General features: G+C 65.3%; 16 protein-coding genes. 10 read left to right on the top strand and 6 right to left on the bottom strand.

Going from position 1 to position 22,077, the window contains the following annotated elements; all coding sequences use genetic code 11:
• Positions 1-100 precede the first annotated feature (100 nt).
• The gene (locus tag GU920_RS06865) at positions 101-2,137 is read left to right on the top strand and encodes an NADH:flavin oxidoreductase (protein WP_161766174.1); all 2,037 of its coding nucleotides are present in this window, start codon (positions 101-103) and stop codon (positions 2,135-2,137) included.
• Positions 2,138-2,275: 138 nt separating this feature from the next.
• On the opposite strand, the gene GU920_RS06870 is transcribed toward GU920_RS06865, so the two are convergent.
• Positions 2,276-2,893 (bottom strand): TetR/AcrR family transcriptional regulator, encoded by a 618-nt coding sequence (locus GU920_RS06870; RefSeq protein WP_161766175.1) that lies wholly within the window; start codon positions 2,891-2,893, stop codon positions 2,276-2,278.
• 118 nt (positions 2,894-3,011) lie between these two features.
• Between GU920_RS06870 and GU920_RS06875 the strand changes: the two genes are divergently transcribed.
• The 6 genes from GU920_RS06875 to speB are packed head-to-tail and all read left to right on the top strand — an operon-like array spanning position 3,012 to position 8,391.
• Positions 3,012-4,064 (top strand): extracellular solute-binding protein, encoded by a 1,053-nt coding sequence (locus tag GU920_RS06875; RefSeq protein WP_161766176.1) that lies wholly within the window; start codon positions 3,012-3,014, stop codon positions 4,062-4,064.
• A gap of 31 nt (positions 4,065-4,095) precedes the next feature.
• On the top strand, positions 4,096-4,923 hold the full coding sequence (locus GU920_RS06880) for an ABC transporter permease (RefSeq protein ID WP_161766177.1): 828 nt from the start codon (positions 4,096-4,098) through the stop codon (positions 4,921-4,923).
• A 3-nt stretch (positions 4,924-4,926) separates the two neighbouring features.
• Positions 4,927-5,694: an ABC transporter permease gene (locus GU920_RS06885; RefSeq protein ID WP_161766178.1), complete on the top strand. Its 768-nt coding sequence runs from the start codon at positions 4,927-4,929 to the stop codon at positions 5,692-5,694.
• On the top strand, positions 5,691-6,689 hold the full coding sequence (locus tag GU920_RS19880) for an ABC transporter ATP-binding protein (protein WP_161766179.1): 999 nt from the start codon (positions 5,691-5,693) through the stop codon (positions 6,687-6,689). The genes GU920_RS06885 and GU920_RS19880 overlap by 4 nt, the downstream gene beginning before the upstream one ends.
• Positions 6,689-7,420: an MBL fold metallo-hydrolase gene (locus GU920_RS06895; RefSeq protein ID WP_161766180.1), complete on the top strand. Its 732-nt coding sequence runs from the start codon at positions 6,689-6,691 to the stop codon at positions 7,418-7,420. The genes GU920_RS19880 and GU920_RS06895 overlap by 1 nt, the downstream gene beginning before the upstream one ends.
• Positions 7,417-8,391: an agmatinase gene (gene speB / locus GU920_RS06900; protein WP_161766181.1), complete on the top strand. Its 975-nt coding sequence runs from the start codon at positions 7,417-7,419 to the stop codon at positions 8,389-8,391. Before GU920_RS06895 ends, speB begins: the two co-directional genes overlap by 4 nt.
• A 67-nt stretch (positions 8,392-8,458) precedes the next feature.
• Here speB and GU920_RS06905 read toward each other — a convergent pair whose 3' ends face one another.
• The 3 genes from GU920_RS06905 to GU920_RS06915 are packed head-to-tail and all read right to left on the bottom strand — an operon-like array spanning position 8,459 to position 13,564.
• Positions 8,459-11,731 carry an efflux RND transporter permease subunit gene (locus tag GU920_RS06905; protein ID WP_161766182.1) on the bottom strand — a complete coding sequence of 1,091 codons (3,273 nt, stop codon included), beginning with the start codon at positions 11,729-11,731 and terminating at the stop codon, positions 8,459-8,461.
• A gap of 13 nt (positions 11,732-11,744) precedes the next feature.
• A complete protein-coding gene (locus GU920_RS06910) occupies positions 11,745-12,914 on the bottom strand; it encodes an efflux RND transporter periplasmic adaptor subunit (RefSeq protein ID WP_161766183.1) in 1,170 nt (389 codons plus the stop codon).
• Positions 12,915-12,928: 14 nt separating this feature from the next.
• Positions 12,929-13,564, bottom strand: coding sequence for a TetR/AcrR family transcriptional regulator (locus GU920_RS06915; RefSeq protein ID WP_235933102.1), 636 nt, complete (start codon positions 13,562-13,564; stop codon positions 12,929-12,931).
• Between the two features lie 549 nt (positions 13,565-14,113).
• On the opposite strand from GU920_RS06915, the gene GU920_RS19305 reads away from it, so the two are divergent.
• Both GU920_RS19305 and GU920_RS19310 read left to right on the top strand, forming a co-directional pair.
• Positions 14,114-14,551, top strand: a complete 438-nt coding sequence (locus GU920_RS19305) for a hypothetical protein (RefSeq protein WP_235933103.1) — start codon at positions 14,114-14,116, stop codon at positions 14,549-14,551.
• A gap of 332 nt (positions 14,552-14,883) precedes the next feature.
• A complete protein-coding gene (locus tag GU920_RS19310) occupies positions 14,884-15,342 on the top strand; it encodes a hypothetical protein (RefSeq protein WP_201743985.1) in 459 nt (152 codons plus the stop codon).
• A gap of 95 nt (positions 15,343-15,437) precedes the next feature.
• On the opposite strand, the gene GU920_RS06930 is transcribed toward GU920_RS19310, so the two are convergent.
• Both GU920_RS06930 and GU920_RS06935 read right to left on the bottom strand, forming a co-directional pair.
• Positions 15,438-16,079, bottom strand: a complete 642-nt coding sequence (locus GU920_RS06930) for a transglutaminase-like cysteine peptidase (protein ID WP_161766186.1) — start codon at positions 16,077-16,079, stop codon at positions 15,438-15,440.
• Between the two features lie 155 nt (positions 16,080-16,234).
• The gene (locus GU920_RS06935) at positions 16,235-18,136 is read right to left on the bottom strand and encodes a heavy metal translocating P-type ATPase (RefSeq protein ID WP_161766187.1); all 1,902 of its coding nucleotides are present in this window, start codon (positions 18,134-18,136) and stop codon (positions 16,235-16,237) included.
• Between the two features lie 167 nt (positions 18,137-18,303).
• Here GU920_RS06935 and GU920_RS06940 point away from each other — a divergent pair, with 167 nt between their 5' ends.
• Entirely contained in the window at positions 18,304-21,948 is a 3,645-nt protein-coding gene (locus GU920_RS06940) for a PAS domain S-box protein (protein ID WP_161766188.1), read from the top strand.
• The last annotated feature ends 129 nt before the right edge of the window (positions 21,949-22,077 follow it).

Below are 22,077 nucleotides of genomic sequence, written 5' to 3' on the forward strand. Positions count from 1 at the left end.
GATGCGGTCGCAAGGAAATGTTCACAGGTGATTGCAAACTTGACAGGTGTGAACATTTTGCAGGATGCTGCCCTGATGCCACGCCCGGAGGCCGCGCCCCATGTCGAACGATCCCCTGTTGCAGCCCTATCGGTTGAAGCATCTGACCCTGCGCAACCGGATCATGACGACGAGCCATGAGCCCGCCTATACCGAGGACGGGATGCCGAAGGATCGCTATCGGCTGTATCATCTGGAGCGGGCGAAGGCGGGCGTTGCCATGGTGATGACGGCGGGGTCGGCCAGCGTCAGCCGCGACAGCCCGCCTGCCTTTGGCAATGTGCTGGTCTGGAAGGATGAGGTGGTGCCGTGGATGCGGCGGCTGGCCGATGACTGCCACGCGGCGGGCGCGGCGGTGATGATCCAGATCAGCCATCTGGGGCGGCGGACGCGCTGGGACAAGGGCGACTGGCTGCCGGTGGTGGCGCCGGGGAAATCGCGGGAACCGGCGCATCGGGCCTTCCCCAAGATCATCGAGGATTGGGATATCGCGCGGATCATCCGCGACTATGCCGATGCGGCGGAGCGGATGAAGGCAGCAGGTCTGGATGGGGTGGAGTTCGAATGTTACGGCCATCTGATGGACCAGTTCATCAGCCCGCTGACCGCGGCGGCGGATGGGCCTTATGCGGGCACTCTGGACAACCGGTTGCGCTTTGCGATGGAGGTGCTGGCCGCCTGCCGCGAGAGGGTGGGGCCGGAGTTCCTGCTGGGGGTGCGCTATGTGGCGGATGAGGATGAGCCGGGCGGCATCCCCCCGGAAGAGGGGATCGAGATGGCGCGGCGGTTCCGGGATTCGGGGCTGGTAGATTTCCTGAACATCATCCGGGGGCGGATCCATACCGATGCCGCGCTGACGGATGTGATCCCGGTGCAGGGGATGCGCGCCTCGCCCCATCTGGATTTTGCGGGGCGCGTGCGGGCCGAGGTGGGGCTACCCACCTTCCACGCGGCGCGCATCCCCGATGTGGCGACCGCGCGGCATGCGGTGGCGACCGGGCAGTTGGACATGGTGGGGATGACGCGGGCGCATATGGCGGACCCGCATATCGTGCGGAAGGTGATCGAGGGGCGGGAAGAGGATATCCGCCCCTGCGTGGGGGCGACCTATTGCCTTGACCGCATCTATCAGGGCGGCATGGCGCTGTGCATCCACAACCCGGCGACGGGGCGGGAAGAGACGATGCCGCATGTCATCACGCGGGCCGCAGGGGCGCGGAAGGTGGTGGTCGTGGGCGCGGGGCCGGCGGGGCTGGAAGCCGCGCGGGTGGCGGCGGAACGGGGGCACCGCGTGGTGGTGTTCGAGGCGGCGGATCAGCCTGGCGGGCAGGTGCGGCTGACGGCGCAATCGAAGCGGCGGGCCGAGATGATCGGGATCATCGACTGGCGCATGGCGCAATGCGCGGCCCGGGATGTGGAGTTTCGGTTCAACACATGGGCCGAGGCCGCGGATGTGCTGGCCGAGCGGCCGGATGTGGTGATCGTTGCTACGGGCGGGATGCCCGAGACCGAGGTGCTGGAGGCGGGCAACGAGCTGGTGATCAGCGCGTGGGATATCCTGTCGGGCGATGTGAAGCCGGGGGCGAATGTGCTGCTTTATGATGATGCGGGCGACCATACGGCGATGCAGGCGGCGCAGCTTCTGGCGGAAAGCGGGGCGGTGGTGGAGGTGATGACACCCGACCGCACCTTCGCGCCCGAGGTGATGGGGATGAACCTTGTTCCTTATATGCGGGCGATGCAGGACAAGGCGGTGACCTTCACCGTGACCTACCGGCTGCTGGCCGTGGCGCGGGATGGCAACCGCCTGAAAGCGGTGATCGGGTCGGATTACCGGCGCGACCTGCGGCAGGAGCGGACGTTCGACCAGATCGTGGTGAATCACGGGACGCAGCCCTTGGCGCAGATCTATTTCGATCTGAAACCGCTGTCGGTGAACCTTGGCGCGGTGGATTACGAGGCGCTGATCGAGGGGCGCCCGCAGGAGATGACGGGCGGGCCGTCGGGGTTCCAGCTGTTCCGCATCGGGGATGCGGTCGAGGCGCGCAACACCCATGCGGCCATATATGATGCGCTGCGGCTGGTGAAGGATCTGTAACGCCGGCCCCTGGCTTTTCCGGACGAACGCCCCCCTCCCCGGCCCCTCCCCCGCCAGCGGGGGAGGGGAGGACGCCTTCAGGCGGCCGGGGTGGGGGTGGTGCGGGTGGAATTGGGTATTTGGGCCAAGATGAAGCGGCTAGCCTTTGGCCAGAAGCTCGGCCACGGGGGCATTCTGGCGGGCGGTCGCGGCATGGAGGGCGGACAATGTCATCGCCTCATCCTTTACGAATTCGGTGAACATCTGATTGAGGTTGTTGAACAGAAGCTGGCCCACCGCCTGCGCATCCACATCGGCGCGGGCATAGCCGCGGCGCTGCAATTCGTGGATCAGGTCGCAGACCTGTGCGGCCAACTGGCCATCGAGTTCGGTGTAGCGGGCGGAGAAGGGGGTTCCCGGCGCTTCGATCGAGATGGCCATGGCGGTGCGCCACATCTCTTTCGACAGATAGTAGAGGGAATGGTCGAAATAGATGCCGAGCAGCGCGCCCAGCGTGCGGGCGATGTCATCTTGCGGATCGGCCACGATCGCCTTGCCAGCCTCGAGGACCTCTTCCACCTCCATCGACACGATGGCGAGGAGGAGATCGCCCTTGTTGGTGAAGTAGTTGTAGAGCGTGCCGACCGACACCTCGGCCGCCTGGGCGATATCCTCGATCCGGATGGCGCCATAGCCGTGGTCGCGGAACAGCCGCGCGGCCGCCTCGATGATGCGGCGGGTGCGGTCGGCCTTCTGTCTTTCACGCAGTCCAGTCATCGTTGCCGTTCGTAAATTGCCCGAATTTTGACATTGACTTCAAAATTGAACGAACTCAATTCTTTTTCGTGATCGCGCCGCAGAGAAGCGCTGCACGGACCCCGACATGGAGAGAGACATGGCCCAGATTTCGACCCTTCCGCTGACTGCGGTCGCCTTGCTTGCGGTGGCGAGCCCGTCCTTTGCACAGGAACTGAACGCGCTGGTGTGGTGTGACCATACCGATCCGGCGCTGATCGAGCCGTTCGAAGAGAAGTTCGGCGTGACGGTGAACCTGAAGGAATATGAGGGCACGGCGGCGGGTCTGGCGATCCTGGAGCAGTCGCAGCCCGGGGATTGGGATGTGCTGGTGATCGACGCGGTGGATGTGGGCCGCGCGGTGGAGGCGGGGTATCTGGCAGAACTGCCGGCGGATCAGTTGCCGACGGCGGATTTCTTTCCCGAAGTGGTAATGGCCGAGAACAATACCGTGGACGGCAAGACCTATGCCGTGACGGAGAAGTTCGGCTACAACACGATCTCTTTCGACAAGACCAAGGTCGATCCTGCCGACATGGAGGACATGGCCGCGCTGACGAGCGGCAAGTATGACGGGCGGATCGGGATCTATGACTATTACCTGCCGGTGCTGGGCCTTGTGGCGCTGGGTCAGGGGATCAACACCGCCGATATCACGGCAGAGAACCTGCCCAGCCTGCGCGACCCGCTGATGGCGCTGCGGGCGGCGTCGAAGCAGGTGTCGGATGTGGTATCGGCGCAGACGGCGCTGGCCACGGGCGAGGTGGATATCGTCGTGGGCGGGGGCGAATGGCTGACGGCGGTGCTGGCGGCGGACAATCCCAACCTTGACTGGACGATCCCGAAGCAGGGCGGCCTCCGCTGGGCGCAGTCGATCGGGGTGGTCGCCGGGTCGACCCAGCCGGATCTGGCGCTGGAATTCGTGAAATACATCGTGTCGCCCCAAGGTCAGGCGAGGCTGGCAACGTCGTCCTGTTATTGGGGGATGCCTGCCAATGCCAAGACGGGCGACGCCCTGACAATGGAAGAGCGGGCGGTGCTGCGCTGGAACGAGCAGACGGAGTATCTGCAGCGGGCGCAGCTTTACCCGATCCCGGATGCGGCGCTGGATACGGCGATGCAGGATCTGTGGACCGAAATGCTGAACCAGTGACGCCGTGACGCTGGCAGCACGGGAAAGGCGGATGGGTTGGGGCCTTGTGGCCCCTGCCCTGCTTTGGACGGCGGCGTTCTTCGTGCTGCCCTTCGCCGCCATGGTCGCGCTGTCCTTCGCCCACATGGAGGGGCGCGAGGTGGTGCGGGGGTTCGACCCCGGCAATTACATCCGCATCTTCACCGACTGGACGATGCTGAAGGCGTTGATCAACAGCCTTGAGATCACGGTGGTGGTGACGGTGGTATCGGTCGTGCTGGCCTATCCGCTGGCCGCGATCATCGCGTTCCGGGTGCCTGCGCGGTGGCAGCGGCTGGCGCTGCTGCTGGCGGTGCTGCCGTTCTGGACGTCTTATGTGGTGCGGTCCTATGCGTGGCTGTTGGTGCTGGGCCAGAACGGGGTGGTGAACAAGGCGCTCTTGTCGCTGGGTCTGATTACGGAACCGTTGGAGATTGCGGCGACGCGCACGGCGACGGTGATCGGGTTTGTCCATTTCTTCGTGATGCTGCTGACGCTGACGATCTATGCGAACCTGATCCAGTTGTCGCCCAACTATGCGCGGGCGGCGGCGGATCTGGGGGCGGGGCGGTGGCAGACCTTCCGCCATGTGATCCTGCCCCTGACGCTGCCGGGGGTGGTGACGGGGGCGTTTCTGACCTTCGTGCTGTGCATCGGGGATTATATCACGCCGCAGATTCTGGGCGGCAATGCAGAGCTGACGCTGCCGCAGTTGATCATGCTGCAATTGGGGCGGAGCGGGAATTTCCCGCTGGCTTCGGCCCTTTCGGTGGTGCTGATGGCGGTTGTGACGCTGGCCTATTTCGCCAGTAGCCGCTGGCTGCGGCTGGATCGGGTGTAGATCATGCGCGCGTTGTCATGGGCCTATCTGGCGGTGGCTTATGCCTTTGTATTCCTGCCGGTGGTGGTGCTGGTGGCCTTTTCCTTTCAGGATGGCCGCCTGCCGGTGCCGCCCTTTCAGGGGTTTACGCTGGACTGGTACGGGCGCGTGCTGGGCGAGCGGGACCTGATGGAGGCCTTGGTGAATTCGGCGCTGGTGGCGGCGGTTTCGTCCCTGATCGCGCTGATCTTGGGGTTTCTGGCGGCCCATGCGCTGGCGCGGGTGCGGCTGCCGGGATCGGTGCTGATGCGCGGGGTGCTGATCGCGCCGATGACGGTGAGCTATCTGATCATCGCGCTGGGTCTGCTGACGCTGTTCAATCAGGCGGGGGTGCGGCTGTCGCTGTGGACGGCGGGGGTGGGGCATGTGGTGATCAACCTGCCCCTGTGTTTCGCCATCACCTATGCGGCGATGGGCGACCAGCAGCGGAACGCCGAACGCGCGGCGCGCGATCTGGGCGCGCCGGAGTGGAAGGTCTTGGCCTTGGTCTCGGCGCCGATGCTGGCGGCGCCGTTGGCGGCGGCCTTTTTCCTGTCGGTCACCTTCAGTTGGGATGAGTTCATCATCGCCTTCCTGCTGACGCGGTTCGACGTGACCTTGCCGGTGGAGATCTGGTCGATGCTGCGGTCGGGGATTTCGCCTGCGACCAATGCGGTGGGGTCGCTGGTGTTCCTTGTATCCGTGACGCTGGTGATCCTGCTGGAGGTTTTCGTGTTTCGGAGGGCGAAATGACGGCCGGTGTATCCATCCGCGCGGTGACGCAGCGCTATGGCAGCGCGCTGGCGCTGGATGCCGTCGATCTGGAGATCGCGGCGGGGGAGTTCGTGGTGCTGCTGGGGCCTTCGGGATGCGGCAAGACCACGCTGTTGAACATCATCGGCGGGTTTGCCGAGCCGACTTCGGGCAGCGTGCTGATCGGCGGGCGGGATATGGCGGGGGTTGCGCCCAAGGATCGGCCCACGACGACGGTGTTTCAGGATTACGCCCTGTTTCCCCACATGACGCTGGCCGAGAATGTGGGGTTCGGGCTGCGGATGCGGGGGGTTTCGCGCGCAGCGCGCGACGCCAAGGCCGAGGAGATGCTGGCGCTGGTGGGGCTGGAGGGGCGCGCGGCGCGGCGGCCGCATGAGTTGTCGGGCGGGCAGCGGCAGCGGGTGGCGCTGGCGCGGGCCTTGGCGGTGGAGCCGGATGTGCTGCTGTTGGATGAGCCGCTGGGGGCGCTGGATCTGAAGCTGCGGCGGGCGATGCAGGATGAGTTGAAGGCGATCCAGCGGCGGGTGGGAACGACATTCGTGCATGTCACGCATGATCAGGAAGAGGCGATGGCGATTGCCGATCGGATCGTGGTGATGAATGGCGGACGGATTGCCGATGTCGGCCCCCCGCGCGAGCTGTATCTGCGCCCGAAAAGCCTGTTTTCGGCAGGGTTCATGGGTGAGGTGAACAAGGTTCCCGTAAAGGGCGGCGCGGCGGCCTTTGGCCCGGTGGCGGTGCCGGACGGGGTGCTGTGCATCCGGCCCGAGGCGATATCAGAAGGGGGCCGCTTGCGGATCGGCCCCTGCCGCGTGGTGGAGACGGTGTTCTTTGGCACCTATCTGCGCGCCCATGTGGCGCCTTTGGCCGCGCCGGACCTGCGGCTGGTGGTGCATCTGCCGCAGGGGGCAGAGGTGGCGGCGGGGGCCGTGATGGACCTTGGCGCGCAGGATTTCACGGTGCTGGAGGCGTGATGGAGCGGGCAGGACCGGGGGATTGGTGGCGCGTGCGGCGGCTGGAGGACGGGGTGACCTGGATCGACGAGCCGCATATCCGCGAATTCTATCGCTGCAATGTCTGGCATGTGCGCGGGCGGGATGGCGACATGCTGGTGGATAGCGGGATGGGCGTGGTCTCTTTGCGCGACTGGGTGCCGCTGGTGACGGAGCGGCCCGTGCAGGCGGTGGCAAGCCATACGCATTTCGACCATATCGGGTGCCATCATGAGTTTGACTGCCGCCTCTGCCATGGCGCGGAGGCCGAGATGATGCGGAACCCGACGCGGGCGGCGACGCTGGCCGATCCCTATGTGACGGACGAGATTTTCACGGCGATGCCGCCCTTGCCCTATGCTTCGGTCACCTATCAGGTGAAGGCGGCGCCTGCGACGCGGCTGCTTTGGGATGGGGATGTGGTCGATCTGGGCGACCGGCAGTTCGAGGTGATCCACACGCCCGGCCATTCGCCGGGGGGGATCGCGCTGTGGGAGGCGGCGACGGGCATCCTGTTTTCGGGCGATATCGTCTATGATGGCGAATTGATCGAGGACACCTATCACGCCAATGCCGCCGATTATCACCGCAGCATGGTGCGGCTGTACGATCTGCCGGTGCGGGTGGTGCATGGTGGCCATTTCCCGAGTTACGGGCGCGCGCGGCATCGGCAGATCATCGGCGACTGGCTGAAGGCGAAGGAAAAGGCATGAAGACGTTCAACCAACCGCTGGGCGGGAACGAGATGGCACGCTTTGGCGGGCCTGCAACGATGATGCGCCTGCCGGCGGCGGCATCGCCCGAGGGGCTGGATGTGGCCTTCATCGGGATACCGATGGATCATGGCACGTCGAACCGCTCCGGCACGCGGCTTGGCCCGCGGCAGATCCGGGATGAAAGCCGGATGCTGCGGCCCTATAACATGGCGACGGGGGCGGCGCCGTTCGATCATTTGCAGGTGGCCGATCTGGGCGATGTGCCGATCAACACCTTTGATCTGAAAAAGACGGTGGACATCATCACCGACCATTACCGGGGGGTGCTGGCGGCGGGGGTGATCCCCTTGACGCTGGGGGGCGACCATACGCTGACATGGCCGATCCTGCGGGCGATGAAGGAGAAGTACGGGCCGGTCGCGTTGATCCATATCGACGCCCATGCCGATATCAACGAACACATGTTCGGTGAGACGGTGGCGCATGGCTGCCCGTTCCGCCGGGCGTGGGAGGATGGCTGCCTGATCAATGATCGCGTGTTCCAGATTGGGCTGCGCGGCACGGGCTATGCGGCGGATGATTTCGACTGGGCGCGCGGGCAGGGCTGGACCGTGGTGCAGGCCGAGGAGTGCTGGGGCAAATCGCTGGTGCGCCTGATGGAGATCGTGCGCGAGAGGGTGGGCGAGATGCCGGTCTATATCAGCTATGACATCGACAGTCTGGACCCCGCCTTTGCACCGGGGACGGGGACGGTGGAGCCGGGCGGCCTGTCCACCTGGCAGGCGCTGGAGATCATCCGGGGCTGCGCGGGGCTGAACATCGTGGGGGGCGATCTGGTGGAGGTGTCGCCGCCCTATGATCCGTCGGGCAATACGGCGCTGATCGGGGCGAACCTGCTGTACGAGATGCTGTGCGTGCTGCCCGGCGTGCCGCAGCGGCCGTCGCGGTTTTCGGGGCTGACGTTCTAACCAGCGGTGCGCACGCCCGTAGCAAAAAGGCCCGGCGCTTGGCCGGGCCTTATTGGTTTTAGGATAATCACTCGGCCACGTGGAGCGTGGGCGTAGGACGGGGGGGCGGGCGGTCGTCGAGCCGCGCCTCGATCGCGTTGATCCGTTCGGCAAGGACGCTGGCAGGCGGTTCTTCCGGCTCATCCTCCTTGGGGCCGATGACGCGGCTGAACAGGCGGGTGAGGAGGCGCGACAGATCATCCATGATCAGGAAGAAGGCCGGCACGATCACCAGCGACAGGATGGTGGACACGATGATGCCGCCGATCACCGCCGTCGCCATGGGCGCGCGGAAGGATCCGCCTTCGCCCACGCCCAGCGCCGAGGGCAGCATCCCCGCCGACATGGCGATGGAGGTCATGACGATGGGGCGGGCGCGTTTGTGCCCGGCCTCGATCACCGCTTCGAACCGCGACATGCCCTGATTGCGCATCTCGATCGCGAAGTCGATCAGCAGGATGGCGTTCTTTGTCACGATGCCCATCAGCATCAGGATGCCGATCAGCACGGGCATGGAGACGGCAGAGTTCGTCAGGATCAGCGCCGCCGCCACGCCCCCGATGGCGAGGGGGAGGGAGAAGAGGATGGTGAAAGGCTGGATCACCGATTTGAACAGAAGGATCAGCACCGTCAGCACCAGCATCAGGCCAAGGATCATGGCATTGCCGAAGGCGGCGGTCAGTTCCTGCTGCACCTCGGCATCGCCCGCCTCTTGCACGCGGACGCCCGGCGGCAGGTCAACGCTGGCGATCACCTCGTTGAAGCGGGCGGCGGCGGTGCCCAAGGCCACGCCCACGGGAAGGTTCGCGCCGATGGTGGCGCGGCGTTCACGGTTGAGGCGGTCAACCATCGACGGGCCTTCGGCGATGGCGATATCGGCCACAGCCGACAGCGGCACGGTCGCGCCGGTGGCGGTGGTCAGCTTAAGCGCGCCGATGCGGCCCAGATCTTCGCGGCTGGCATCGTTCAGGCGGACACGGACGGGGATCAGCCGGTTGTCGATGGACAGTTTGGCCAGCGCCGCATCCACATCGCCGATGGTCGCCACGCGGACAACCTCGGCGATCTGGGCGGTGGTGATGCCCAGACGCGCGGCCTCGTTCGCGCGCGGGGTGATCTGGATTTCCGGGCGCGGCAGGGCGCCTTCGGAGGCCACGTTGGCCAGCAGGGGATCGCCCGACAGCGCCTCTTCCAGCGTCGCGACGGCGGTGTTCAGGTCGGCCTCGTTATCGGCGAGGATCGAGAAGGACAGGTCACGTTCGCCCCGGTCGTTCAGCTTGAAGGCGCGGATGTCGGGGACGGCGGCGAGACGTTCGAAAATCTCGGCCTCGACCTGGTTCTGCGGGATGCTGCGGCCGGTGTTTTCCACATCGGGGACGATCAGGCCGACGACGGGGATGGCATTGGCGATCTGCGACAGTTTCAGCAGCAGCGAATGATCCAGACGCTGCAGCAGGACGGTGACAGAGGCGCGGCGGATGTCGCGGTCCCCCGTGGGGGACGAGCCGCCGAGGACGAAGACATTCTCGACCCCTTCCACATCGCGGATGACGTTGACCATGGCCTGCGTGGTGCGGTCGGTTTCTTCCAGCGTGGTACCGGGCGGCAATTCGACCGAGATCGGGATACGGCTGACGTCTTCGGGCGGGATGAAGCTGCCGGGGATCCGGATCATGAAGAAGACGGACACGGCCAGCACGGCGATGGCGCCGACAAGCGTGAGATAGCGGGCCGGAATCTTGAGGAAGTGGCCAGAGGTGGTGGCACTGACGACCTTGAGATAGCCCTTCATCACAGGGCCGTCTTCGGCATGTTCCTCTTCGGCGTCCTTGGCGCGCATCAGGTAGGCGGCCATCATCGGTGTGATCAGGCGGGCCACGATCAGCGAGAAGATCACCGCGATGGCGACGGTCAGGCCGAATTGCCGGAAATACTGCCCCGGGATGCCGGGCATAAAGGACACCGGCACGAAGACCGCCACGATGGTGAAGGAGGTGGCGATGACGGCAAGACCGATTTCATCGGCGGCGTCGATGGCGGCGCGATAGGGTGTCTTGCCCATGCGGATATGCCGGGCGATGTTTTCCACCTCGACGATTGCGTCATCGACAAGGATCCCGGTGGCCAGCGTGATGGCGAGGAAGCTGACAAGGTTCAGCGAGAAGCCCAGAAGATCCATCACGAAGAAGGTGGGGATGGCCGAAAGCGGCAGGGCCACAGCAGAGATCAGCGTCGCGCGCCAGTTCTTGAGGAAGGCCAGCACGACGAGAACGGCAAGGATCGCGCCTTCGATCAGGGTGTGTAGCGCGGCTTCGTAGTTGCCATAGGTGTAGAAGACGGTTTCATCGACCAGTTCGATCTGCACCTCGGGGTTGTCGGTGCGCAGGATGGCAAGCTGTTCGTTCACCACCTCGGCCACCGACACCTCGGACGCGCCCTTGGCGCGGAACACGGCGAAGGTGACGACCTGTTCACCGTTCAGCCGCGAGAAGGAGCGGAGCTCTTCATAGGTGTCGTTGATCTGGCCCAGTTCCGACAGGCGCACATGGCGCCCGGAGGGCAGGGCGATGGTGGTGTTGGCAAGGTTTTCCACCGTCTGGGCATCGCCCAGCGTGCGGATCGCCTGTTCGCCCGCGCCCAGTTCCGAACGGCCGGAGCCGAGATTGGCGTTGGTGGCGCGCAGTTGCGCGTTCACGGCGCTGGCGGTGATGCCGTAACTGTCAAGCTTGACGGGATCAAGCTCGATACGGATTTCGCGGTCGGCGCCGCCATAGCGATCCACGCGCCCGATGCCGGGGCGGCCCTGTAGGCTGCGGATGATCGTGTCATCGACGAACCATGACAGTTCCTCGATCGTCATGTCGGGCGCGCTGACGGCGAAGGTCATGATCGCCTGACCTTCGACGTCGATCCGGGTGACGACGGGCGCCTCGATGGAGCCGGGCAGATCGCCGCGGATCTGGTCGATGGCATCCTTGGTATCCTGCACCGCCTTGTCGGTGGGCACTTCCATGCGGAATTCGACCACGGTGGTGGAGACGCCGTCGGTGACGGTGGAGACCACATTCTTGACGCCGGTGATGCCCGCGACGGCATCCTCGATTTCCTTGGTGATCTGGGTTTCCATCTCGGCGGGGGCGGCGCCGGACTGGTTCACCGTGACCGCGACAAGGGGAACGTCGATATTCGGGAAGCGGGTGATTGGCAGGCTGTTGAAGCTTTGCCAGCCGAGGATCAAGAGCAGGACAAAGGCCAGAAGCGGCGCGACCGGGTTACGGATGGACCAGGCGGAGAAGTTCATCTGTGATCCCCGATCAGTTGGTCGCAGCGGCGACAGGGTTGATGCGGTCGCCATCGCGGACGAAGGCGCCTGCCTTCGTCACCACGGTATCGCCCGCGCTGATGCCTTCGATGATTTCGACCCAGCCACCGTCGCGGATGCCTGTCTTGACGACGACACGGCTCACCTCGCCCTCGGTGACCTTCATCACGGTGCTGCCCGCGGGGGACGAACCCACAGCGGTGACCGGCACGGCGATGGTTTCGCGTTCCGCCGCCAGAACCTCGCCATCCATGAACATGCCCGCGCGCACGCCTTCGGGCGTGTCGATGGTGATGCGGGCGCGGCCAAGGCGGGTGGTGGTGTCGATGGTGGGTTCGACAAGCCGGATGGTGCCGGTCAGCCGTTCGGGCGCGCCGACGGCGATCATGCTGACGGTCTGGCCAGGGGCAAGGCGCATCAGGTCGATCTCGGCGACATCGGCGGACAGTTCCAGCGCGCCGTCGCGGATCATGGTGAACATGGGTTGGCCGGCAGCCGAGGCGATGGCGCCGATGACGGCGTTGCGGTGGGTGATTTCGCCGGCGACGGGGGCTTTCACCTCGGTCCGGGCGAGTTGCAGATCGACATTGGCGAGCTGCGCCTCGACCAGCGCGACCTGTGCGCGCGCAGCCTCGAGCGATTGCTGGGCAACCGTGACGCGGGCGGTGGCGGCAATGGCGTTGGCGCTGGCCTGATCGGCGGCGGCCTGCGAGGCGGTGCCTTGTTCGCGCAGCGCGGCGGTGCGTTCGTTCACGCGGGCGGCCTCATCCGCGGCGGCCTGCGCCTCGAGCAGCTGGGCCTCGGCCTGCGCGATGGTGGCGCGGGCGGAGGCGAGCGAGGCGGTATACTGGCTGCGCTGCAACTCCAGCGTCGTCTTGGACAGGGTGGCCAGAACCTGCCCCGCTTCGACCCGATCGCCCACATCGGCGAGTAGGGTTTCGATGGGCTGGCCTTCGATCAGGGGAGCGACCTGCACCTGTTCCACAGGATTGACCAGACCGGAGACGATCACCCGGTCGCGCAGAAGGCGCGTTTCGGCGGGAGTTACGGTTATGGCGGGCAGCGTGGGGGCGGCAGGTTCGGCGGGGGCCTCGTCCTGCGCGTGCACCGGGGCCGCGAGTGCGAGGGAAATCAGGGCAGGCAGGAGCAGGGCGGCACGCATGATCTTACCTTCATCTAACCTTTCAGATCATCGGTTTCGATTTCATCCAGAACGCGGTTCAGTGTACGCGTCAGCAGCGCATGCAGTTCACTCTGCGCTTGCGGGTTTTCGGGGCGGTGCATGGCGCTGGCCTTGATCATCATCACGATCAGGCTGGCATGGGCGGCAAAGCGGTGGCGGGCCTCTTCGGCATCAATGCCGCGCACCTGAGCGAAGACGATGGTCAGGTAACGCGACACCTCCGCTTCCATCTGGCGGGTGAGGTCGGCGATTTCCGGTTTGCGCAACGCGGCGGCCATCATTTCGGCCCAAAGAAGGCCGTCATTGGCGCAGGAATCTTCGCGGATGCGAAAAGCGAGGGCAGCGCGCAGGGTAGCCATGGGATCATCGCTTTCGATGATCTGGCTGAATTCATGCCCCACTTCCGCCAGATCGCGGGTGACCAGCGCGGCGACGATGGCGGCCTTGGACGGAAAGTAGCGGTAGAAGTTCCCCACGCTCATGCCGCAGGCGCGGGCAAGATCCTGCATCGAGGCGCCGTCGAACCCCTTTTCGGCAAAGGCCATCCGAACGCCTTCGAGGATCTCGACAGCGCGGTGTTCGGCCTGGGGTGGCGTGCGGTCAGGCTGGTTCACGGGGAGGAGTTCCAATAAGCAACGCCGCAGTGCGGCACGAGAATGAACGTTCATTCACACATACCGCAGGGTGGAACCTCGTCAAGCGGAATGTGGGTGACATTGCAAAAGAGATGGCATTTCGGGCCGAGGCGGGCGCAAAGTGATGCCTGCGGTGCACGGGGCCGTGGCATCGTGATGCGCGCGGACGGCGCCGGGGGCCATCGGCGGGTGCGGCTGACCGGGGGGGCGGGCTGCAGTGACGCGCGGCCTGCAGGCGGCCGATCATCGGAACTTGTTGTTTTTCATATACTTGTGGGCGATCTGGCCAGACAAGACGGACATTCCGACAGTTGAATTTGATTCGTTTCCGAAGGCGATTTCGATTGTTTTTTGCCAGTCAACGACGAACAACCCAAGCGTGTGCATTTTGGCCGTCAACTACCCCCGGGCGTGAAATGCGGCGGAAAATGGGGCGGAAGCGGACGAAAAAACGGCAAAAATTTGACCATTAACAACAGGGTGCGTTAACGAAGGTTAATGCAATCCAGCTTTTCTGGATGCGTTTTGTCCAGGAGTAGGATGATGACGGACAGCCGTATACGTGTGACCTTCGGGCGGAATTTGATGCCCGGCCTTTTCATCGCGACCCTTTCAGCAGGTGCCTTCGTATCGACGACCGACAGCGCGGCCGCCAAGGTGCGGGCCGAGCGGATGTCTTATGGCATCTGCGAAGCGCTGCGGCAGGATCCGCCGGATCCGGCGCTGATTGCCAGCCTGCAGGCGCGGCCGGATTTTGCGCAGATCGTGGATTTCGTGGAAACGAACTGCGGCGGTCTAATTGATGCGCTCGTCGGCCCGACCAACACGATCACCGGCGCCACGCCCGACAACACCAAGAGCGGCAACCGCCCGACTGCCGATACGCCCGAGGACGAGCCCGAGCCGGAACCCGAGCCCGAGCCGGAACCCGAGCCCGAGCCCGAGCCCGAGCCCGAGCCGGAAACGCCCCCGGAGAAGTGACGCGGACGGAATCGCACGCCTGACGAAGCGTTCCGAAATCACGGTCATCGCGCGCTGCACCGCGCGCGGTGACCCCCCGGATGCGAAAATCAGTGAAGGATGGCCGTCGTTGCGATCCATGGCAGGCGGCTGTAGCTGTGCCTTTTCCAAAGGCGCGCAACCCGCGGATAGGAACGCACGCGGTAAATCAATCGCGGGATGCGAAATGTGGCCTAAAGACGACAGAAGATGGCGTCATTGGGGCGTAAAATTGACCTTGGGGACGAGAAGCAGTAATAAAAGTTAACGCGCTGAGGCCATGAGGCCCGGCGGCGTCATGTGGAGTGTTCATAATGAACCATCGCCTTTCACACCTGCCTCTGCGTTCGGGCGCCTGCCTTGGCGCCGCGCTGGCGGTTCTTTCTTCGATTGCAACGACGGGTGACGCGGTCGCACAGACCCGCGTCATCAACCTGCCCGGCGACATGTGCAACGTGCTATCGGAAGCGCCGGTGAACGAGCGCATCCTTTCGGATGTGCGCGCGCGCGCCAATTTCGGCGACATCCTTGCCTATGTCGAAGCGAATTGCGGCGACCTGGCAACCCTTCTGATCGGGCCGACGGGATCTATCGCGGCGCCGGGCGGCGGCAGCCCCGGCGAGGGCGACCCGGATTTCGGTGGCGACCCGGATGATGGCGGCGAGGGGGACGGCGATGGTGGCGACGATGTTGATACGCCCCCGGATCGCCCTGATGATCTGGGGGAAACCCCGGTCGATCCCGGTGATTTCCCGGATATCGACAACTTCTGATACACGGGCGGCGTGATCCGCCTGATCGGAACGGTGAGACATGCAGAAAGCCCGCGCTGTGACGCGGGCTTTTTCATGCGTACGTCTGGGATGCGTCAGGAACCGCTGCCGCCCATGATCCCGCCGGCAAGGACGGATACCCAGCGTGTGGGCTGGCGCGGGTCCTGCATCCGCAGGAAGGTGTAGCCGGTCTTGTTCCACGGCACGATGCGGCTGGTCAGATTGTCGAGCACCAGATCCTGCGCCCCGGTGCGCAGCACCAGAACGGCATGGGATTGGCGCTTGCGGTCCAGCACGGTGGCGATCAGCAACTGTTCGGGCGGGAAGCCCGCCTTGATCAGTTCAAGCTTCTTGTAGATCGCGTAATCCTCGCAATCGCCGCCGCGCGCCGTGGGCAGGGCCCAGCGTTCAGCAACCCGGTATTGCTGCATGTCGCTGATGGAACGGACGCTGCGATTGGCGCGCGCGTTGATGGCGCGGACAACATCCATCGCTGCGGCGTCGATCGCCATCCGGCGCCCGGTGCTGGCGCAGGCCCAGTCGAGCGTCTGGCACAGGTGGCTGGCACCCGCAGGCGCGGCGGCCGCGCCGCGGATCGGCACCATCGCCGCATCGGGGCGGCGCGCATCCACGGCGCCCGCGGGCGGTGTGGCGGCAAGAACCCCCGCCAGAGCAAGCGAGGCAACGCCAAGGCGGCGCGCAAGCCCGTGGCGAAGGCGAACTCCGTCTCTTTGCATGCTGTTCCCCCAAAGATCAGCGATCAGACTGAGAGTGAAAGAAACAGCCAGTGTTGTTCAGGATTGGGCCGAAGCAGGGCATTTTTGGGCAAGCCGCCCCGCAACCGCCATGATCGGGGCAGATATCCGCCCTGCCCGCCGCTTCAGTTTTCCGGTCAGTTGCGCCGGTCGCTGCGGATCGGATCGGCGAGCAGGCGCAGGCCGTTCAGCACCACCAGAAGCGTGCCGCCTTCATGGCCGATCACGGCCAGCGGAAGGGGAAGATCAAAGAAGGCGCCGCCGATCACAAGCACCAGCATCGCGCCCAGCGCGAAGAACAGGTTCTGGCGGATGATCCGCACCGTGCGCCGGGCCAGACGGTGGGCGGCGGCAAGCCGTTCCATATTGTCCGACAGAAGCGCCACCTCGGCCGCCTGAAGCGCGACCTCGCTGCCCGCAACGCCCATGGCGATGCCCACATCAGCGCGGGCCAGCGCGGCGGCGTCATTCACGCCATCGCCCACAAAGGCCACGCGCCCGTCGCGCGACAGGGCATCGACAAGGCGCACCTTATCGCCCGGCAGAAGATCGGCGTGGATGTCCTCTGTGCGCAGGCCAAGACGCTGGCCCACGGCCAGCGCCACGGGGCGGCGGTCGCCCGTCATCATCACCAGCCGTGCGATACCCGCGCCGCGCAGCGCATCGAGCCCCGCGCGCGAGGTTTCGCGCGGCTGGTCGGCGACCGTGATCGCGCCCAGAAGCCGCGCGCCGCGGCCCAGATAGACCACCGTCGCCGCGCCGTCGCGGAGGTCAGAGAGCGACCCGAGTGAGATATCGGCCCCCATGCGCGCGGCCATGCGCGGATTTCCGGCCCAGACCTCACCCTCTGCGTCATGGCCGGTGATCCCCTCGCTGGGGTGGGCCGTGACATCGGCAATGGCGCGGGGCGTGCAGCTACGTTCGGCGGCGGCGCTGCGGATGGCGGCGGCGATGGGGTGTTCGGACTGCGCCTCGATCCCGGCGGCGAGGGAGAGAAGCGCCTCTTCATCGCCCTCGACGGGGCGGATGGCGGTCACCACGGCCTTGCCGGTGGTGAGCGTTCCGGTCTTGTCGAAGGCGAAGGCGCGCACATCGGCCAGCGTTTCGAGCGCGGCGCCACCCTTGAACAGAACGCCACCCCGCGCGGCGGCGGACAAGCCGGACAGGATGGCAGCCGGAACCGAGATGACCACTGCGCAGGGGCTGGCCGCGACAAGGACGGTGGCCGCGCGGTAGAGCGCATCATCAATCGTCCAGCCAAGGCGGATGAAGAGAAGGAACAGCAGCACCGAACCCAGCAGCACGGCGACGGTGTAGCGCTGGCCGAACCAAGCGGAAAACCGTTCCGAGGGGGCCTTCATCGACTGTGCCTCGGTCACCAGCGCGATCATCCGGGCGACGGTGGATTCGGCGATCCCCCGCTCCACCCGCAGGGCGAGGACGGCGTTCAGGTTCACCGTCGCCTCGCTGAGCGGAGCGCCGGGGCCTTTTCGGACGGGCAGGGATTCGCCGGTGATGGAGGATTCGTCCACCGCGCCTTCGCCTTCGATTAGGGTGCCGTCCACCGGCACGCGGGCGCCGGGGCGCAGGATCACCACATCGCCCGGGGACAGGGCGGCGATCGCCACCTCTTCGGTGCTGCCATCGGCCAGGCGGCGGATGGCGCTTTCGGGGCGCAGTTCCATCAGCGCCTCAACCGCGCGGCGGGCCTTTCCCATGGCGCGATGTTCCAGCGTGGAGGACAGCGAAAACAGCGTGAGCAGCACCGCCCCTTCCAGCGCCGCGCCCACGGCAGCGGCGGCCAGCGCGGCAACCACCATGAGCAGGTCGATATCAAGGATGCGCTCGCGCCAGAGCGCGCGCAGGGCAGAGATCGCGGCGGGCACGCCACCCGCCAGATAAACGGCGCCCAGCGCCACCGCCCCCGCAGGCGGCGGCAGCGGCAGAAGGAACGCATCCACCACTGCCGTCGCCATCCCCACAAGGGTGACTGCGGTCAGCGTGGCATCGAGGCGGTCAGACGACACATGATCGGACATGGGGCAACCATATCGGCTTTGCGGCAGGCTACAAGAATGGCCCCATCACCGCCCAACCTTTGCCCCATAGAACCATGAAGACATTGTGCTTGTGGGTTTGTTAAGGAATATGAGCGATAGGGGTGAAGCGGTCGGTGCTCCTCCGTCTGTGTCGCGGGAGGTGATGTTTGCCCGACGAAATCTCGATCGTTCGGATGCTCAACGAGCTGGTGCGAACGCCCCTGTCCGAGCTTGACCAGGCGGTGACGCGCATGATCGGCAGTCTGTGCACCCATATCGGCGCGGGGTGGAGCGCGCTGTTCCGTCTGGACGGGCAGATCCTTGCGGCGACGCATCATTTCACCCGGCCGGACCTGCCGCCGCTGACCTGCCGCGCGGATTATGCGCTGGGCGCGGGACGGGCGGTGCTGGAGCGGAATCAGCCGCTGCTGATCCCCGATCTTTCGGTTCTGCCTGCGGATTCGCCCCTGCGGGCCGAACCTTGGGCCAAGGCCCTGCTGGCCGTGCCGGTGAATGGCGATGGTGGCCTGATCGGGGTTTTGGCCTTTGCCTTTCCGACCGAACAGCATGATCTGGACGCGGAAACACAAGACCGGGTGAAGGCGGCGGCCGAGGTTCTGGAAACCGTCATCGCGCGCCGCGAGATCGAGCGTCAGCATCTGGATACCGCCCGCCGCCTTGAGGCGACGCTGTCCGCCCTGCCCGACCTGCTGTTCGAGGTGACGCCCGACGGACATTTCGCGGAATTCGCGGCAGGGCCCGTTGATCTGATGGCGGCGCCGCCCGAAAGCCTGCGAGGGCAGCACTTTTCGGCGTTTCTGCCGCCCGACGTGAACCGTGTGGTGGATCAAGCGCTGCGAACCGCGCTGGAAAACGGGCGGGTGGAAGGGGTGCGCTATCGGCTTGATCTGCCGGATGGGCCGCACTGGTTTGAACTGACCGGCGCGATGAAACCTGCGCCACTGGTCGAGCAGCAACCCAACGTGATCTTTCTTGTCCGCGATGTGACCGCCGACATGCGGATGCGCGATGAACTGGTCCAGTTGGGCAAGATCGTCGAGGCGATGTCGAACCTCGTCTGCATCACCGATCTGGAAGAGAACGTGGTCTGGTGCAACGCGGCCTTCGAACGGCAGACCGGCTGGAAGCTGGACGAAATCCGCGGCCGCTATCTGGGCGATGTGGTCCGCATCCCGGGGCATGATCGCGGCAACCAATCCGCCGTGGCCGAGGCGATCCGCCAGCGTAAGGCCTATAGCGGGCAGACCATGAACCAGGATCGCCATGGCAGGCGCTACTGGATTGATTTCAACGTCCTGCCCCTGCACGATGCCGCGGGGGAACTAGCCGGCTTTGTTACGATCGAGACCGACGTGACCAAGCTGAAGGAGCAGGAGGCCACGCTGGCCCAGCTGGCCCAGACCGCGACGGACGCGCGGGAGCGGCTTGAAAACGCGATCGACGCCCTGCCGGATGGTGTGATCATCCTTGATGATGCCGACAAGATCGTGGTGGCGAACCGCGCCTATTACGACCTGTTCCCCGAGATGCGGGCCTTCGTCCAGCCCGGCGAACGGCTGGGCGCGATTCTGGCCAAGGGGGTGGAGCTGGGGGTCTATGGCCCGACCGACGGCAAGACCACGGCCGCGGAATGGGTTGCTGGTCGCCTGCGGACCTATCGCGAGGCGTTCGATATCGATGAGGTGCCCCTGCCGGACGGGCGCTGGTTGAAGCGCATCCATACCCGTACGACGGATGGCGGGATCGTCGCCCTGGCGATTGACGTCACGGCGCGGCACAACCAGCTTGCCGCGCTGGATGCCGCCAACCGCGAGCTTTCGGCCGCATTGGCCGAACGTGACCGCGCCGAGCGTCGCCTGCGCGGCATCATGGAAGGCGCGGATGTCGGCACATGGGAACTGGACCTGCGCAACAACACCCTGCATGTGGGCGGGCGCTGGGCGGATATGCTGGGCCGTCCGGATGGGGCGCCCGCGGATTTCGCGTTTTCCGATTTCCTCGACCTCGTGCATCCCGACGACCAGTCCAAGCTGGGCGATCCCCGCAAGGTCAGTGCCGAGATGGGCGACACCTTCAGCGAAATCGAATTCCGCATGCGCCATGATGAGGGGCATTACATCTGGATCCTGTCGCGGTCGCGCGTCACGGAACGGGGGCCGGACGGCACGCCCCATGTCATGGCCGGGGTGCATCTGGACCTGACGGATCGCAAACGGCTGGAACGCCAGTTGCAGGCCGGGCGGGCCTATCTGTCAGAGGTGATGGACACATCCATCGCCGCCCTGACCGTTCTGAACGAGGTGGGCGAGATCACCTATGCCAATCAGGAAGCCGAGCGCATCCTGCGGCTGGAGCGCAGCAATCTGCGCGGCCGCACCTATAACGACGCGAACTGGAGGGTTCAGCGGATTGATGGCTCGCCCCTGCCGGATGAAGACCTGCCATTCCGGCAGGCGCTGGCGAAGGGCGGCATCGTGCGGGATATCCGCTTTGCCCTGCATCTGGCCGATGGATCACGCCGGGTGCTTTCCGCCAATGCCGTGCCGTTGATGCCTGCGGATGGCGAACAGCATGTGGTGGTTTCCTTCTCGGACATCACCGATGAACTGGCCACGACCATCCGTCTGGAAGAGGCCCGCGCCAAGGCCGAAGAGATGAGCCGCGCGAAATCCATCTTCCTCGCGAACATGAGCCACGAGATCCGCACGCCGCTGAACGGGGTGCTGGGCATGGCGGAAATCCTGCAGGGGCTGGTGAGCACGCCCGAAAAGCAGCGCATGGTGGCCACCATCCGGCAATCGGGGGAAACCCTACTGACGGTGCTGAACTCCATCCTCGACATGTCGAAGATCGAGGCCGGCAAGATGGAACTGGAGAGCGTGCCCTTCGTTCTGGCCGATGTGCTGGGTCAGGTAGAGGCCCTGCATCGCGTGAAGGCCGAGGAAAAGGGGCTGGAGCTTTCGGTGCTGGTGAGTGCCGGGGCGGATCTGCCCCGCGTGGGGGATCCCCACCGCCTGACACAGATCCTGAACAACGTGTTGAGCAACGCCATCAAGTTCACCGAGGCGGGCAGCATCCGGCTGAAGCTGTCCTGTCGGCCGGGCAAGCCGGTAACGATCGACATCCGCGATACCGGGGTCGGGATGACCGAGGCGCAGCTTTCGCGCGTGTTCGAAAGCTTTGAACAGGCCGACGGGTCGATGACGCGGCGCTTTGGTGGCACAGGGCTGGGCCTGTCGATCGTGCGGCAGCTGGTGCTGCTGATGGGGGGCATGATCACGATGCAAAGCCGCCCCGGCGAAGGCACCGAGGTGCGGCTGATCCTGCCCCTGCCAGAGGCAGACCCCGCGCTGCTGGCGCCCCCCGAACCCGAAGCCGTGCTGGACGTATCCGCGCTGGCGGGCCGCCGCCTTCTGATCGCCGATGACAATCTGACCAACCGGCTTGTCCTGTCAGAAATGCTGGCCCGGACGGATGTGAACATCACCATGGTGGAGAACGGGCAGGAGGCGATCGACGCCTGGGAAGCCGCCCTGAGGGATGGATCGCCTTTTGACCTGCTGCTTCTGGACATCACCATGCCGGTGCTGGACGGGATGCGTGCACTTTCGACGATTCGCAGCCGCGAGGCCGAGCGGAAGCTGCCCCCCGTGCCCGCCATCGCGGTAACCGCGAATGCCATGCCCAATCAGGTGGCCGACTACATCATCGGCGGCTATGACACGCATCTGGCCAAACCTTTCAAGAGAAAGGAATTGCTTCACGCGCTGAAGACCCTGCTGCGGGGATGAAGGACCGGGCGTAGAATCCCGCTTGAACGACGCGGGGATTCTGCTTCATCCTTAGTAAACATTTCTATCCCAGTTTTCACCATATTCTCGCCCATGAGTCGTGGTGCTTTCCAGATGTGCGAGAAATCG

Source organism: Paragemmobacter ruber (assembly GCF_009908315.1).
Lineage (GTDB): Bacteria > Pseudomonadota > Alphaproteobacteria > Rhodobacterales > Rhodobacteraceae > Paragemmobacter > Paragemmobacter ruber.